Below are 15,935 nucleotides of genomic sequence, written 5' to 3' on the forward strand. Positions count from 1 at the left end.
GGAAAAACGCCTTCTTACAGGAACCGTCTTATGCCTGTCGTCCCTGGGCAGTCGCCTCCACATTTCGGGCAATCCTCCCAAAAAGGCAAATAACGCCTTTCTGTGAGGCTCGTCTTGTGCTTGAGGCCCGCAGGATGCGGGTCATGCAGACGTTGCCACAGGACGTGGCGATCTTAGTCTGCGTTCCTTCGGGGCAAGGCGCTTGCGCTTTTCTGTTCAGAAAGAAGTGGTAAATCATGCTAAGAGTCCAGCAAATCACTGGCGGGTATGCCGGTGCGCCGGTTGTAAAAAATATCAGCTTTGAAGTGGAAAAAGGGGAGCTTTTCGGGATATTGGGGCCGAATGGAAGCGGCAAGACGACGATTCTGAAGATGCTGAGCGGCATTTTGCCCCATACATCAGGTGATATTGTGATCAAAGGTAAGAACCTTTCAGAATATACACCGAAAGAACTGGCGAAAATCATGGCTGTTCTGCCCCAGCATTCCTCTCAGGCCTTTTCATATACCGTAAAGGAAACCGTTTCCCTTGGCCGCTATGCTCATCAAAAGGGCTGGTTCCAGAGCTGGACCAGCAAGGATGAAGAAGCGGTTAACCGGGTTATGGAACAGACGGGCATCTCCCGATTTCAGGATGCTGATATTCAGCAATTATCCGGCGGGGAAAGACAGAGGGTGTTTTTAGCACAGGCCCTTGCCCAGGAGCCGGAAATATTATTGCTGGATGAGCCGACGAACCATCTCGATTTGTCTTATCAAAAAGAACTGCTTGATCTCCTCTCCGTATGGTCAAAGGACTGCGGACTGACGGTGATCTCCATCTTCCATGATTTGAATCTGGCCGGCCTGTACTGTGACCGCCTATTGCTGCTGGAGAATGGTGAAGTCAATATTAACCATGTTCCTAATGAGGTTTTAAAAGAAGGGCGGATACGGGAGGTTTACAGGACGAAGATCGAGAAGCTGCCGCATCCAAGAGTGGCGGCCCCTCAGATGGTGCTGGTGCCTGAGCGCTCACAGGCAGAAAGCCAATTAGAGAAGCGCATCGATCCAGCCAGCCTGGAGGTACGGGAGGATTTGCTGGTCCTTCGCTCGCCATTTCCGCTTAAAACCATGTCTTCAGGTGTAACCGGATCGGGGACTGGCTGGAATCGGATTTTTCTTAACCGGCATGTGAGCAAGAATTATGACTGCAGCGATCATCGGGCAGAGATGGCGGAATTTGTACGGGAAATCGGCTTTGAACCCGGGGAAACTGTGGGGATGATGACCGCTGTATATATTGAGGATTACAGCAGCCAATTTTATGAAGAAGATACATTCTCTGTGTATGTGGTCGTGACAGCCGGTGTCGGCAATGCGGTTGATGCTTCGAAAAGTGAAGAGCATTCCTATCATCTGACTCCAGGTACAATCAATACTTGGATTTTCGTTAATGGCCATCTTACAGAGGAAGCCTTTATCCAATCCATTATGACCGCAACCGAGGCTAAGACCAGAGCACTAAATGATCAGAAAGTTATAGATGCCGTCACAGGGACGATAGCGACCGGAACATCAACTGACAGTATTTTGATTGCCGCCGCACAGCAGGGAGAAAACCTGGAGTATGCGGGTACCATTACACCGCTTGGCAAAGTGATTGGCAAGGGTGTCTACGAATGTACCGTTGAGGCGATAAAAAAATCGCAAAGCAGGATAAAAAGATGATTTTATATCACCTGTTCGCGCTAACCTTTGCCTGGTTACTGGATAAGCTGATAGGGGATCCGCCAAACTGGCCGCATCCGGTCAGGTGGATGGGTGCCCTGATACATAAACTGGAACAAGCTCTGAATAAAGGCCGCTTTAGAAAATTAAAAGGGAGCCTCGTGCTATTAATCGTGGTGCTGGCAGCAGGTGGCATCACCCTTTTCATTACCCGGCTCTTCTATGAAATTCATCCGATCGCAGGCATCCTGGCAGAAGGAATTCTTATATTCACAGCCATTGCTCAAAAGAGTTTAAAAGAGGCAGCGCTGGAGGTATATGAGCCTCTGGCAAAAGGGGATATGGAAGCAGCAAGAGTAAAGCTTTCATACATTGTCGGCAGGGATACAGATCGGCTGGATGAACCAGGCATTGTCCGGGCTGCCGTGGAGACAGTGGCGGAAAACACAAGTGATGGCATTACTGCTCCGTTACTTTGGGCCATGATTGGCGGTGCACCGCTGGCTCTGATCTACCGGGCCATTAATACATGTGATTCAATGGTTGGCCACATGAATGAACGATATATGGATTTTGGATGGGCTTCTGCTAAAGCGGATGATATCGTAAACTGGATTCCAAGCCGGATGACATCGGTTTGCATCATGCTCACACAAAAGCCGGAGTATGCTCCATATGGGGAGGCATGGGCAATCCTTTTAAGAGATGCACCGAAGCATCCGAGCCCGAATAGCGGCTGGGGGGAAGCGGCTGTTGCAGCACTTCTGGGGGTGCAGCTGGGCGGAATCAATTTTTATAAGGATGTCATCTCTAACCGTGCGACAATGGGGAAGCCAATGGTTATGCTTGAAAAAGAACATATCATAAAAAGTATCTCGATTATGAACAAAGCAGTTTTCCTATTTTTGCTTCTATTATGGACAGGAGGGATGTTTCTTGATCTGGCCTTCACACGGATCTAATCCGCAATATTTATATGAAGCGATGGATAAGCAAATGCCTGAGGAGCGGATTGATTTCAGTGCCAATATCAATCCCCTGGGCCCTCCCAGTGAATTAAAAGACAGGTGGGGAAGCCTATTCCCCTATATAACCGATTATCCGGATCCACATGGAGTGCTTTTAAAAAGCAAACTGGCGGCTGCAGAAGGGATAAAGGAAACACAGATTCTGGTGGGAAATGGAGGCGCCGAGCTGATTACCCTGATTGGCAGGATGATAGCAGGGAAACATGCACTGATTATTCAGCCGGCTTTTTCGGAATATGAAGAGGCTTGCCGGGTTAATAATTGTACAGTCTCTTATTATCAGCTGGAGCCTGAAGATTGGAATCTGAATATGGAAGCGCTATCCGAAAGTCTTAAAGCTGCTGATGCTATTTTCTTCTGCAACCCAAATAATCCGACAGGCGTCTACTACCCTAAAGATTTGGTGGAGAAGCTGATAGAGAAGTGTCAGATTCACAGCTGCCTGCTTATTATGGATGAAGCTTTTTATGACTTTGCCTTGGACTATCAATCTATTGTAATAGGAAAGGATTCAAATGTTGTGGTGCTGCGCTCCATGACGAAGATGTTTTCGATACCCGGCCTGCGCCTTGGATACATGATGGCAGGTGAGAGATTGATTGAAAGAGCGGCTGCTCTGAAACCGCACTGGAGCGTGAATGCCCTTGCTTTAAAAGCAGGAGAGTGGTGTCTGGACAGCAAGAAACATGTCAGGCTGACAAAGAATTTGATCCGGCAGGAGAGAGAGAGGCTGGTTTCATTTTACCGGAATTTGAATTTTGCTGTTTCTCCTTCTGCCGTAAACTTTTATTTATTAAGGGATCCCCGCATGGATGAGCAGCTGATTTTATTTCAATTTTTACTGGAAAAGGGAATTATCCCGAGGCACACGATGAATTTCCCCGGCCTGGAAGGAAGATGGCTGCGTTTTGCGATTAAGGGGCCGAAAGACAATGATGTGCTGATGGAGGCGATGAAAGAATGGCGGAAAGTTCGCTGATTTTTATCACGGGTGGCGTGCGGAGCGGAAAAAGCTCATTTGCAGAGAGGACTGCTTCCAGGCTCGCAGAGAAAACAGACGGAAAGCTTCATTACATTGCTGCCGGAAAAGCATACGATTCCGAGATGAAGGCGCGGATTCAGAGGCATCAGGATGACCGGGATAAGAGCGGCTTGGGCTGGAAAACCTGGGAGAAGCCTTCCGCCCTTGAAGAGATCTCGGGAAACTTTACCCATAAGGATATCATTCTTTTCGATTGCCTGACCACTCTCTTGAATAATGAGCTTTTTAGAGCGGAGGATAGTTGGCGGTCCAGAGAATTCCAGGAAAAACTTTCATCAGATATTCTCCAGGCCATCAACGAAATCCGCCAAAAAGGCAGGACCTTGATCATAGTCAGCAATGAAGTCCTGAATGAGCCAATTGGCGAAAACAAATTGGTATTTACATATGCGAAACTATTGGGGATGCTCCACAGGAAAATCGTAAAGATGGCTGATGAAGCCTATCTTGTTGAAGCAGGCATTCCTATTCAAATGAAAGGAGAGCCGGCATGAAAGGGATCATGATTCAGGGGACTTCATCCGATGTCGGGAAAAGCCTGATTGCTACTGCTCTTTGCAGGGCATTTGCAAATGAAGGATATCGAGTAGCTCCATTTAAATCTCAGAATATGTGCAACTATACGTATCAAACCAAAAAAGGAAAGGAAATCGGCAGAGCGCAGGGACTGCAGGCAGAGGCCGCCAAGACTGAAGCGAACGAATGGATGAATCCCATCTTACTTAAGCCTATGCCCGGCTGCCAATCCGAGGTTATCATGCTTGGGGATCATGCAGAAGTTGTTTTAGGAAGCTCTTATCAGAGTGATTATTATAAAAAGGGCCTTGAAGCAATTACGCTGTCACTTCAGAAATTGCAGGAGAAGTATGAGATTCTGGTACTGGAAGGAGCAGGGAGCCCGGTCGAGATCAATTTAAAGGAAAAAGAGCTTGCTAATATGAAGGCTGCGGAAATGGCGGATGTTCCCGTGATTTTGGCAGCGGACATTGAAAGAGGCGGAATTTTCGCAAGTATAATCGGAACGCTGGAGCTATTAAGTCCTCAGGAGCGAGACCGGGTAAAAGGCATCATTATTAATAAATTTCATGGGAATCCGGAGCTTTTTGAGGACGGGAAAAGCTGGATAGAAGAAAAAACCGGGCTTCCGGTACTTGCTGTTCTCCCTTACATAGGCCAGCATGGAATTCCTGTTGAAGATTCCCTTTCTGATGGACCTGCAGCCGCTCATCCGGAAACAGTGGATGACAGCAAATATGATGAGCTGTCTGAAGCGATGCTAAAGCATCTTGAATGGGAAAAATTAAAGGAAATCGTCTTTAGCTGGAGAAAACAGAATGAAATGGCTTAAAGGATTATTGATCAATCTTCAATTTTTCACAAGCATTCCCATTCCGATTTCCCTGCCCATGGATAAGCCTCATCTGGAGAAGGCCATCAGAACTTTCCCTATAGCCGGCCTCATTCAGGGTGGGATTTATGCATTTATTCTTTATGCTTTTCTTGAATGGACTCCCTTTTCACCATTGGCAGCAGCCTTTGCGGTTTGGCTGGCCGGCATTTTACTGACTGGCGGGATCCATCTTGATGGGTGGATGGATGCGAGCGATGCGTTCTTCTCCTATCGCGATCAGAAGAAGCGGCTTGAAATCATGAGTGATCCCAGGGTGGGGGCGTTCGGGGTGCTGTCTGTTATTGTCCTGCTGGGTGCCCGGTTTCTATTTATCTATGAAATTGTGCTTTTATCAAATCCAACTTCCTATTTTTTAATAGCCATGATTCCCTTTTTAAGCAAGATGGTAATGGGGACATTGCTGATAAACGTTAAGGGGGCCAAAAAAGAGGGGCTGGGCTCATTATTTCAGCAGGCTGCTGTTAAAACCACCCTGTCTATTTATCCTGTCTTCCTTCTGGCCGCCGCGGCAGCTGCTTGGCTGGCTGGTTACCCGGCTATTGTTGGATTTCTTTTCATGGTTCTTTTTTCAATCTTGTTTTTCGTATTATTATCAAGAAAAGTCATTGCCTGGTTTGGCGGAATGACAGGGGATGTCCTTGGGGCCAGTGTGGAAGGGACGGAGGTGCTTTTATGGATGATACTGTGGCTGTTGCATTATTTCGTCATGGGCTGACAGAAGCTAATAAGTCCCATGCTTATCTGGGGTGGACAGATTCTCCTCTGTGTCCGGAACATAAGAATAAGCTTGCCCCGGCCCATCAAGGCTACAGAAGAATTTTTGCAAGTGATTTAGGCAGATGCATGAAGACGGCGGCTATTCTTTTCCCGGATCATTCTATTGAACCTTGTCCTGAATGGAGAGAAATGCATTTTGGAGAGTGGGAAGGCAGGACATATCAAGAGCTGAAAGATAACGAGGCATATCAAAAATGGCTGGAAGACCCTTTCTCAGGGGTGCTGCCTGGAGGAGAATCCTTTGCATCCTTCACAGCAAGAGTGGATAAAGGGTGGCAGAATTTAACAGATCAATTGCTTCAGGGAAATAACAGAGATGCAGCTATTATTACACATGGCGGAGTCATAAAGTATCTTCTTGTAAAGTATGCACCGGAGCAAAAAGAATTCTGGGAGTGGCAAGTTCCATTTGGAAGAGGTTATGAGCTTAGATGGACACGGGAAGCGTTTAGGAGGGGAGAGCGATGCACTTCATTACAGGAGGCAGGTTTAACGGGAAGTCCGAATGGGTGAAGGATTTTTATCAATTGGCAGACACTCCTCATAAATGGATTTCAGCTTATCAAAGTGAGTCGGCTGGCGATCTGGATCAAAGCCTGATTATTTTTGAGGGAATTGAGGCAATGATTCGGGAGTGGACACAAGAGTTGGAGTTTGAAGAGATTCGGGACAAATGGCAGGAGATGCTAAAAAAGTGGCTCCAATGGGAAAAAGAAGATGTTAACCGGAAAATCGTCTTAATCGGAGCTGATATTTCAAAAGGGATTGTTCCGATGGAGGCGCTTGACCGAAAGTGGCGGGATGCAGCAGGATGGGCCTTTCAGGATGCCGCTGCTGCTGCAGATAGAGTCGATTTGATTTGGTATGGCATCAATCAAAAAATAAAATGAAATGGGGAATCGCTGATGAAACTTTATACACGGACTGGTGATGAGGGAAAAACAAGCATTATCGGAGGCAGAGTGGAGAAGGATGATGTAAGGGTTGAAGCCTATGGAACAGTGGATGAAGTCAACTGTTTTGTCGGGCAGGCCATGACACAGCTGGATCCGGCCATTTTTCAGGATGTCCTGGAGGATCTGGAGAAGATTCAGCATGAGCTTTTTGACTGTGGAGGCGACCTGGCGAATGTTACGAAAAAGCGGGAGCTTAAATTGACGAAGGATTCTGTTGATTATTTGGAGACTAAGATTGATAGATTGATTGAAGAAGCGCCAAAGCTGGAAAGGTTTATTCTGCCTGGAGGAGCACCTGCATCTGCATCCATTCATATTGCCAGGACAGTAACCCGGAGAGCGGAGCGTCTTGTGGTCTCACTAAAAAAAGCGGATCCGGAAACTTCTGCAGTAGCACTGAAATTCCTGAATCGCTTGTCTGATTACTTCTTTGCCCTGGCCAGGGTGATTAATTTCCGCTTGAACCAGAAAGATGTAGAATATGTGCGCAGTGCGAATGTATTCCGTGAAGGAAAGCGCAAGGAGGATAAGTAATGAAAAGCATGCGATTGAGCATGGCCGCCATGCTGATTGCATTGACAGCAATCGGTGCAGCGATTAAAGTTCCGGCCCTTATCGGAAGCGTGGCACTGGATTCATTTCCTGCTTTGTTCGCCGCTGTGCTGTTTGGCGGCTATGGCGGAGCGGCCGTTGCAGCCATCGGGCATCTGCTGTCAGCATTATTGGGCGGCTTGCCTTTAGGGCCCCTTCATCTCCTGATTGCCGTTGAAATGGCATTTCTCGCCTTTGTATTCAGCTCATTATACCAGAGAGGCAGGCACTGGCTTGCTGGGATTCTTTTTGTGTTAGGCAATGCCTTTGCAGCCCCGCTTCCATTTATCTTCTTAATGGGGCAGGCCTTTTACCTGGCAATTGTGCCTTCCCTTTTTATAGGTTCTGTGATTAATGCTGTTATTGCTTATATAGCGATTCCAAGACTTGTTAAGTTCGTGGGACCGGCTTTGGCCGAAGCAGGTGGTGAGCAGTGAGGGATGTCTTAAGCTTCCCTTTTAATGCTGAAGAAACCATTGTGGTAGCCAGTGATAACAGCGGAGCAATCGGCGAGAAAGAGCAGGATGCTGTCCGTGTTCCTTACGAGACCGTTTCGTATTATTCCTTCCGTGTTGCTGTCATGGAATGCATGTCTGCAGGTGCTCAGCCATTTGCTGCTGTCCTTCAGAATTTCTGCGGAGATGATGCCTGGGACCAGCTTATACAGGGCATTAAAAAGGGCGCAGATGAATTAGGCCTTACGGAACTGCAAATCACCGGCAGTACAGAAAGCAACTTTAACCTGCTTCAATCTGCGGTAGGCTTATCTGTACTTGGCAAAAGGAAGGGAGAGCTTCCTGCTGATACCCTAACGAATACAGATGATACAAGGATAGCGGTGATCGGTTCCCCATTGGTGGGCCAGGAGCTGATTGAGAGGGAGGCGGAGGCAGCACCCCTGAAACTATTTAAAGCAATAAATTCGATAGATGAGATTGTAACTCTTCCAATAGGTTCAAAAGGAATACTGAAGGAACTGAATGGCCTATTCTCCAATAAAGAATTTAAGGAGAATGATTTTGAAAACCATTTGGACCTTAATAAATCAGCTGGTCCTGCTACTTGCTTTATCGCTGTTTTTCCGGAGTGGAAATCCGAAGAAATCAGTAAGATTGCAGGAGGTTATCTTCACGTGCTGGAAAGCAGGACATAAAAAGGCTCGCTAAAAAACGAGCCTTTTTATTATGCCTTTTTCTCCCACTCTTCCCTCAGTACACCCATCCGGATGCTGTCATAATATTCCCCGTTTACGATCCGGCACCTTCGCATTCTTCCTTCAAGCTGCATGCCAATCTTTTCAGCTGCTTTCATCATTCTTTTGTTGCCGGACCAGGTGGTAATGCCCACCCGGGCAAGCGGGAGCGATGAAAAAAGATAATCGACCCAGAGAGTAAGTGCTTCCGTGCCATACCCGCCATTCCAATAATCAGAATCGTAAATAATAATACCAGCCTCAAGCCAGTTAGAACCGCGATGCTCCCAGTAATATCCCACGGTGCCGATCACTTTTTCAGATGCTTCAATTACCATGCTGCGAGGCGGATGTTCTTCTGCCTTTAGGAGGAATTCCTGTTTATATGTTTCATAGTCTTTATGCTCAAGAGGAAAATAGGGAGCATCCCATTTTTTCCACTCAGGGCTGTCCGTTCCATAAATATAGTTCCATAAAATGGGCAAATCCTCTTCCTGTATGGGACGAATCTTTGCCTTTAGGGCAATATCTTCGATCAAAGCAGGTACACCTCCATTAAATCTTAGTAAAAAACCGCACGTCTAATAATAATCATTCCATAGTTTTACATTCTTTTAAAAGGAGAAAATACCTCCTATATTGAAATCATATCATGAATAGAAATTATGAAGAGGTGAACATAATTGGAATTGAAGATGGGTTATGTTATTTTATATGCGGAAAGCCTGGAAAGAACGAAGCATTTTTATGGTGAATTGCTGGGCCTGAAGCTTAGGAATGAATTTGGAACTTACATCGAGTATGATACAGGCAGCACCATTCTTTCCTTCAATACGAGAGAAGGCGGACGGGAAGTCACCGGGCTGCCAATACCGGATGGAGCGAGGAAGGAGCAGACATTCGAGCTTGGTTTTGTGACGGAAGAAGTGGAAGCTGTTGTGGAAAAGCTCAAGGCCGCAGGGGTGCCAGTCCTGCTCGATCCTGTTGAAAAACCCTGGGGACAGAAAGTGGCATATGTGGAAGATCCGGATGGGCATTATATTGAGATTTGTTCACCTATCGGTTAAAAATGACTCTGTTTCAGGGTCATTTTTTTTGTTGGATATATAGTAATCGTGAGATTTCAAAAGAAAAAACAAGATTATAAGGGTTATTTGCGCTTACATGAGAGCTTGTAAATATAAGTATATGTGTTATGATTCTATATGTTTTTGTCGGCCCGACTTTGATGAGAGTTCAAAGTCATTACTATAAATCTATTAGAACGAGGTGTTTATTTGAGAGTTTTAACAAAAAAAGAACAATGGTTTGGCAATGTGAAGGGAGACATCCTTGCTGGAATCGTAGTGGCATTGGCGCTGATTCCTGAGGCGATTGCTTTCTCTATTATTGCGGGTGTCGATCCGATGATTGGATTGTATGCTTCGTTCTGTATTGCTGTAACCATTGCTATAGTAGGCGGAAGGCCTGGAATGATTTCTGCTGCAACCGGTGCGATGGCGTTATTGATGGTTACTTTAGTAGCTGATCAAGGACTGCAGTATTTATTTGCTGCGACTATTTTGACGGGAGTCCTGCAGATCTTATTTGGTGTGCTTAAATTGGCCCGCTTTATGAAATTTATTCCCCGTGCCGTTATGATTGGATTTGTTAACGCACTGGCGATTTTAATTTTTATGGCTCAGCTGGAGCAATTTGTAGATGCAACTTGGGTGATGTATGCAATGGTTGCCGGTGCATTGGCGATTATTTATCTTTTCCCGAGATTTACGAAAGCCGTGCCATCTCCTCTGGTAGCGATAATTGTTATTACGATCATTGCCATCATGACAAAGAGTGATGTGCGCACAGTTGGCGATATGGGAACCATCACATCAGCTCTTCCGGCATTCTTTATACCGGATGTTCCATTGAACCTTGAGACTCTGAAAATTATTTTCCCTTACTCTATTGCCCTTGCGATTGTGGGCTTGCTTGAATCTCTGCTGACTGCATCGATTGTGGATGACATGACCGATACGGCCAGTGATAAGAACATGGAAAGCCGCGGACAGGGAATTGCAAATATCGTGTCCGGTTTATTCGGCGGAATGGCAGGCTGTGCGATGATTGGACAGTCCGTCATTAATGTGAAATCCGGAGGAAGAGGCAGGCTGTCAACGCTAGTAGCCGGCGCATTCCTGATGTTTCTGATTTTAGTATTAGGCAATATTGTTGTGCAAATACCGATGGCTGCTCTAGTTGGTGTTATGATCATGGTATCGATCGGAACATTCGACTGGTCATCCATAAAGAGCCTTGCTAAGACGCCTGTCACAGATTCGATTGTTATGATAGTAACGACTGTGACAACTGTTTTTACCCATGACCTGTCCAAAGGAGTTTTTGCCGGGATTATCCTGAGTGCGATCTTCTTTGTCGCTAAAATTTCGAAAGTGCATGTTGCTTCACGAATTGAAGGAGATAAGAAAATATACGCTGTAACAGGCCAAGTTTTCTTTGCTTCTGTAGATGAACTTGTAGCAGCATTCGACTTTAACGAAGAATTAAAAGAAGTTGAAATTGATTTTACACAGGCGCATGTCTGGGATGACTCAGGTGTCGCTGCCATCGATAAAATAGTGCTGAAACTTCGGGATCAGGGAGTTTTAGTCCGCCTGACCGGATTAAACGCACCAAGCTCGAACTTGATTAACCGTTTAGGGGTTCACCGTAAACCCGGTGCAAACCTATCGGGCCATTAGGAATAATTGAATGCCACAGTCTGCTTTGACTGTGGCATTCTTGTCATTAAACCAAAAAAGATGCCCCGGCAGGGACATCTTTTTTCAATCAGCCGGCTTTCACAGCCGATTGTGGCTGAAGCTTCTTCTCTTTGCCGCTTGCCTTATCAGACAGCAGGGTCAATGCACCGTCACCAGTTACATTGCACGCAGTTCCGAAGCTGTCCTGGGCAAGGTATAGGGCAATCATCAGCGCGAGCATGGTTTCATTGAATCCGAGCATGCTTTCTAGCAGACCAAGTGCGGCCATGACAGCTCCTCCGGGAACACCTGGAGCCGCGATCATTGTAATTCCAAGCATTAATATGAAAGGCAGGATTTCTGCAAATGATGTGGTTTGTCCCTGCAGCATCATTACGGCAATCGCACAGCTCACAATGGTAATTGTGCTTCCGGAAAGATGAATCGTTGCCAGTAATGGTACAGAGAAATCCGCCACTTTTTCGCGTGCACCAAGCTTTTTAACCTGTTTAAGCGTAACAGGAATCGTGGATGCGGATGACTGGGTTCCAAGCGCCGTAAAGTAAGCAGGCATCATATTTTTCATGAGTCTTAGCGGATTGGCTTTCATCAGGCTGCCTGCCGCTGAATATTGAAGCAGTAAAAATAAAAGATGAAGAGCAATAATCATGACAAAGACTTTGGCAAATACAGAAATAATGGCGCCAACCTGGCCGCCCTGCGTCATATTGGCGAAGATCCCGAAAATATGGACAGGAAGCAAAGGAATGATGACCTTTTCAATCAGTTTTTCAATAATATCACGGAAATCATTCATCGCATTTTGCAGAGTGTTTCCTTTGATTGCGGCCAATCCCAGGCCTAAAGTGAATGAAATCAGCAGTGCCGTCATGACACCCATTACCGGAGGCATGTCCACCTGGAAAAAGGGTGAAAGCAAAGCATCCTCAGGATTCTCAAACTCTTTGAAGTTTTGGTTTTTTAATAGAATAGGATATAACACCGTCGCAGAAAAATAGGCAATTAAACCGGCAGTGACTGTGGAAGCATAAGCAAAACCGGTTGTAATCCCAAGCAGTTTCCCTGCCCCTTTCCCCATGCTGCCGATTCCTGGCGCGATGAATCCGATAATAATTAACGGAATCGCGAAACCAAGAAAGTTTCCGAACAGTCCATTAAAAGTAGCAAATAGCTGAATAAGCCATTGGGGAGAAAAAGAACCTATTAAAATACCCAATGCAATAGCAGCAATAATTCTGGGAAGCAAACCGAACTTCATTATTTTTGTCCTCCTAAAAAATACAATTGTTTTTGTTAGGGGGATTATATCCTTTTTTGCAGCAAAAGTTAATAGATAAAACTTTTGTTTTAATAATAAAAAAACTCTGATTATTACTTGCGGATTAAGGGTTTTGCTGTATGGCAACGAGGTAAACGTTTTCCTAAAATAATTATTTCCGAAAAAGGAAATTATTTATGTTTAAGATAAGAAAAGTTTCCTTTTTCAGCGCTCTGTCATACATATAGAAATATGGGCGTATAGGCAGAAAAAAATTCCTGAAGAATTGAACATGTAATCACTCCCTTTCTTAAATGTGAAAGTGTTACAATATAGAATAGCTTGAATGCACATATAAATCAGTTTAAGAAAAATAAAACGGCATGAAAAGCCGGTTAGTCCATGATTGAATATTGGAGGTTCTTTTTATGAAAACAAAGGTTGGCCTTTTATACGGCGGAAAGTCAGCGGAGCATAAAGTTTCTATGCAGACTGCAATGGCTGTCATTAAAGCATTGGATTTAGAGAAATTTGAAATTCATCCTATTTATATATCTGAAGAAGGCCGATGGGTGAAAGGCCCTCAATTGCAGGGTCCTGTTTCCAATGTAAAGGAGCTGGAATTCTCCCAGGGGGAAGCACTTCCACCAACAGCATTGGCACCGACCCTTTTCCAGGATGCACAGGAGAAAGGCCCATTTGATGTCATCTTCCCGCTGCTTCATGGTCCGAACGGGGAAGACGGCACAGTTCAGGGGCTGCTTGAGCTCTTAAACCTGCCATATGTGGGGAATGGAGTATTGGCTTCATCAGCGGGCATGGATAAGGTCATCATGAAAAATATATTTGCACAGGCAGGCCTGCCGCAGGTGAAGTATGTCTGGTTTATCCGAAGTGAGTGGGAAAGTGAAACAGAGGCAGCGTATGAAAAAGTGGAAAAAGAACTCGGCTACCCGTGTTTCGTAAAACCGGCCAACCTGGGTTCCAGTGTGGGCATCAGCAAGTGCATGAACCGCTCAGAGCTTGAAGGAGCATTTAAAGAAGCTTTCCAATTTGACCGTAAAATCATTATCGAAGAAGGCGTCACTGCAAGAGAAATTGAAGCTGGCGTGCTGGGCAATGATAATCCGGAATGCTCTGTTGCCGGTGAAATTGTGCCGAAGGTTGAATTCTATGACTATAAAGCGAAATATGAGGATGGAGACACAGCATTAATCATTCCTGCTGAAATTTCCGAAAGTGAGTACAGTGAACTGAGCGACATGGCCATTAAGGCATTTAAGGCCCTTGACTGTTCAGGTCTTGTCCGGGCTGATTTCTTCTTAACAAGAGAGGGTAAGCTATACATTAATGAAGTCAACACCATGCCGGGCTTTACACCTTTCAGCATGTTCCCGCTTCTGTGGAAGCATACGGGAGTAGAATATCCTCAGCTGATTGAAAAGCTTGTCAATCTGGCCATCGAACGTCATGCTGAGAAACAAAGCATTAAACACACCATGTAAAAGGGCATAACTGTTGAAGGAAACACGGCATTTTTGCCGTGTTCCTTTTGTTCATACATAAATGGCAAAATCAGGATTATCTACTGTCTTCTGATTTTGCCCAATTGGAGGCGCCATATGATTAAGAAAACACTTCAAGAAATTACACAGATGATTAAAGTAGATAATGACGTATCTTCTTTTAATGACACATCCATACAGGGCGTGAGCATTGACTCCAGAAAAATCGGGAAGGGCAATTTATTTGTTCCTTTCAAAGGGGAAAATTCGGATGGCCACCGATTTGTAGAAGATGCCATTGAAAAGGGGGCAGCCGCAGCCTTTTGGCAAAAGGATGTTCCCAATCCTCCACTGCATCTTCCAATCCTCATTGTTGAAGATACACTGACAGCTCTTCAGGAGTTGGCGAGAAGCTATCGTAATGAATTAAAGGTAAAGGTCGCAGGAATCACAGGAAGCAACGGCAAAACAACGACCAAGGATATGACCGCAAACCTTCTGTCACTAAACTATAAGGTTCAAAAAACGGAAGGCAACTATAATAACCATATCGGTCTTCCCCTAACCATTCTGGCACTTGAGGAAGATACGGAAATCGCCGTACTGGAAATGGGAATGAGCGGAAGAGGAGAAATCGATTTTCTTACGAAGCTTGCCCGTCCGGACGCCGTGATCATTACGAATATAGGGGAATCCCATCTACAGGATTTAGGTTCCAGAGAAGGAATTGCAGAAGCGAAGCTGGAGATCATAAATGGCCTTCAGGAAAATGGCCTGGTTATTTATTACGGTGATGAGCCGCTTCTTGATGAAAAGCTGAAAACCTACAATGGTTCGGCTGCATTAAGAACCTTTGGCAGAACCGGGAAAAACGATGTGTATCCGGTGGATATCGAGCAGAATGACAAGGGCAGCACATTTGGGATCAATGGATCCAGCGAGAAATTTTATCTGCCTGTACTGGGCACCCATAATGTTCTAAATGCCCTGGCAGCGATGATTGCAGCGTCCCATTTCGGCGTTCCGTACGAAAAGATGAACGAAGGCTTTGCAAGCTTAAAGCTGACGAATATGAGAATGGAGCTGCTCGAGGGTAAAATGGGTGAAAAAATTATTAATGATGCCTATAATGCCAGTCCGACATCCATGAATGCAGCCATTGAACTGGTCGCCAATCTGCCTGGCTATAAAAAGAAAGTTCTCGTTCTTGGCGATATGCTGGAGCTTGGTCCGCAGGAGGAGGATTTCCATTACTCCACTGGGAAATCTGTGGATGCAAAAAAGGTTGATTACGTGTTTACTTTTGGCAAGCTTGGCGAATTTATCGCCAAGGGGGCGAAGGAAGTCCTGCCTCATGAACGGGTGGCGGCCTTTACTGACAAACAGAATCTCATTCAAGAACTGAAGAAACATGTCGACCAGGAAACCATTGTGCTGGTCAAGGCATCCCGTGGCATGAAGCTTGAAGAAGTTGTATCAGCTCTTCAATAGTTTCTTTGACAAGCTTTTAGCTTTAACAGAAGGGGTGCAGGACTGATACAGCATAAAGATTTTCAGCAAGATCATTTTGAAAAATAAATAATTGTATATATCTGTTATTATAGGAAACAAACCCCTGTTCCACGTGAAACAGGGGTTTAAATTGTTTTTATCGCAGTCTAACGGGCAGTAGGCCCCCTGCTTACAGACTCAGAGGAATCA

Annotated in this window: 16 protein-coding genes and 1 pseudogene; 15 read left to right on the forward strand and 2 right to left on the reverse strand. The window is 45.4% G+C overall.

Features of this window, described 5'->3' with window-relative positions:
- Positions 1-236: 236 nt before the first annotated feature.
- From BK139_RS21715 to BK139_RS21765, 11 genes and pseudogenes are all read left to right on the forward strand, one after another.
- On the forward strand, positions 237-1,709 hold the full coding sequence (locus BK139_RS21715; RefSeq protein ID WP_076262957.1) for an adenosylcobinamide amidohydrolase: 1,473 nt from the start codon (positions 237-239) through the stop codon (positions 1,707-1,709).
- Entirely contained in the window at positions 1,706-2,671 is a 966-nt protein-coding gene (gene cbiB / locus BK139_RS21720; protein ID WP_076262960.1) for an adenosylcobinamide-phosphate synthase CbiB, read from the forward strand. The genes BK139_RS21715 and cbiB overlap by 4 nt, the downstream gene beginning before the upstream one ends.
- A complete protein-coding gene (gene cobD, locus BK139_RS21725; protein ID WP_076262964.1) occupies positions 2,646-3,716 on the forward strand; it encodes a threonine-phosphate decarboxylase CobD in 1,071 nt (356 codons plus the stop codon). Before cbiB ends, cobD begins: the two co-directional genes overlap by 26 nt.
- Positions 3,698-4,273, forward strand: a complete 576-nt coding sequence (locus tag BK139_RS21730) for a bifunctional adenosylcobinamide kinase/adenosylcobinamide-phosphate guanylyltransferase (RefSeq protein WP_076262966.1) — start codon at positions 3,698-3,700, stop codon at positions 4,271-4,273. The genes cobD and BK139_RS21730 overlap by 19 nt, the downstream gene beginning before the upstream one ends.
- Positions 4,270-4,986: pseudogene (locus BK139_RS21735) on the forward strand (cobyric acid synthase); the annotation flags it as partial. The gene BK139_RS21730 and the pseudogene BK139_RS21735, both read left to right, overlap by 4 nt.
- A 127-nt stretch (positions 4,987-5,113) precedes the next feature.
- Complete coding sequence (gene cobS / locus BK139_RS21740; protein ID WP_076262972.1) at positions 5,114-5,905, forward strand: adenosylcobinamide-GDP ribazoletransferase; 792 nt, start codon at positions 5,114-5,116, stop codon at positions 5,903-5,905.
- The gene (locus BK139_RS21745) at positions 5,863-6,480 is read left to right on the forward strand and encodes a histidine phosphatase family protein (protein ID WP_076263031.1); all 618 of its coding nucleotides are present in this window, start codon (positions 5,863-5,865) and stop codon (positions 6,478-6,480) included. The genes cobS and BK139_RS21745 overlap by 43 nt, the downstream gene beginning before the upstream one ends.
- Positions 6,432-6,857, forward strand: coding sequence for a bifunctional adenosylcobinamide kinase/adenosylcobinamide-phosphate guanylyltransferase (locus BK139_RS21750; RefSeq protein ID WP_076262974.1), 426 nt, complete (start codon positions 6,432-6,434; stop codon positions 6,855-6,857). The genes BK139_RS21745 and BK139_RS21750 overlap by 49 nt, the downstream gene beginning before the upstream one ends.
- A 15-nt stretch (positions 6,858-6,872) precedes the next feature.
- Positions 6,873-7,457 carry a cob(I)yrinic acid a,c-diamide adenosyltransferase gene (locus BK139_RS21755; protein ID WP_076262977.1) on the forward strand — a complete coding sequence of 195 codons (585 nt, stop codon included), beginning with the start codon at positions 6,873-6,875 and terminating at the stop codon, positions 7,455-7,457.
- On the forward strand, positions 7,457-7,951 hold the full coding sequence (locus tag BK139_RS21760) for an ECF transporter S component (RefSeq protein WP_076262980.1): 495 nt from the start codon (positions 7,457-7,459) through the stop codon (positions 7,949-7,951). The genes BK139_RS21755 and BK139_RS21760 overlap by 1 nt, the downstream gene beginning before the upstream one ends.
- Positions 7,948-8,667, forward strand: a complete 720-nt coding sequence (locus tag BK139_RS21765; RefSeq protein WP_076262983.1) for an ATP-binding protein — start codon at positions 7,948-7,950, stop codon at positions 8,665-8,667. The genes BK139_RS21760 and BK139_RS21765 overlap by 4 nt, the downstream gene beginning before the upstream one ends.
- Before the next feature lie 29 nt (positions 8,668-8,696).
- On the opposite strand, the gene BK139_RS21770 is transcribed toward BK139_RS21765, so the two are convergent.
- The gene (locus BK139_RS21770; RefSeq protein ID WP_076263034.1) at positions 8,697-9,242 is read right to left on the reverse strand and encodes a GNAT family N-acetyltransferase; all 546 of its coding nucleotides are present in this window, start codon (positions 9,240-9,242) and stop codon (positions 8,697-8,699) included.
- 147 nt (positions 9,243-9,389) lie between these two features.
- Between BK139_RS21770 and BK139_RS21775 the strand changes: the two genes are divergently transcribed.
- Both BK139_RS21775 and BK139_RS21780 read left to right on the forward strand, forming a co-directional pair.
- The gene (locus tag BK139_RS21775; protein WP_076262986.1) at positions 9,390-9,773 is read left to right on the forward strand and encodes a VOC family protein; all 384 of its coding nucleotides are present in this window, start codon (positions 9,390-9,392) and stop codon (positions 9,771-9,773) included.
- 210 nt (positions 9,774-9,983) lie between these two features.
- On the forward strand, positions 9,984-11,450 hold the full coding sequence (locus BK139_RS21780) for a SulP family inorganic anion transporter (protein WP_076262989.1): 1,467 nt from the start codon (positions 9,984-9,986) through the stop codon (positions 11,448-11,450).
- Between the two features lie 88 nt (positions 11,451-11,538).
- Here the strand turns inward: BK139_RS21780 and BK139_RS21785 are convergent, their stop codons facing one another.
- Positions 11,539-12,729 carry a dicarboxylate/amino acid:cation symporter gene (locus tag BK139_RS21785; RefSeq protein ID WP_076262992.1) on the reverse strand — a complete coding sequence of 397 codons (1,191 nt, stop codon included), beginning with the start codon at positions 12,727-12,729 and terminating at the stop codon, positions 11,539-11,541.
- A 428-nt stretch (positions 12,730-13,157) separates the two neighbouring features.
- Here BK139_RS21785 and BK139_RS21790 point away from each other — a divergent pair, with 428 nt between their 5' ends.
- Both BK139_RS21790 and BK139_RS21795 read left to right on the forward strand, forming a co-directional pair.
- Entirely contained in the window at positions 13,158-14,234 is a 1,077-nt protein-coding gene (locus BK139_RS21790; protein ID WP_076262994.1) for a D-alanine--D-alanine ligase, read from the forward strand.
- A gap of 117 nt (positions 14,235-14,351) precedes the next feature.
- Positions 14,352-15,725 (forward strand): UDP-N-acetylmuramoyl-tripeptide--D-alanyl-D-alanine ligase, encoded by a 1,374-nt coding sequence (locus BK139_RS21795; protein ID WP_076262996.1) that lies wholly within the window; start codon positions 14,352-14,354, stop codon positions 15,723-15,725.
- Positions 15,726-15,935: the final 210 nt, after the last annotated feature.

This window comes from Paenibacillus sp. FSL R5-0490, from assembly GCF_001956215.1.
Lineage (GTDB): Bacteria > Bacillota > Bacilli > Bacillales > Cytobacillaceae > Cytobacillus.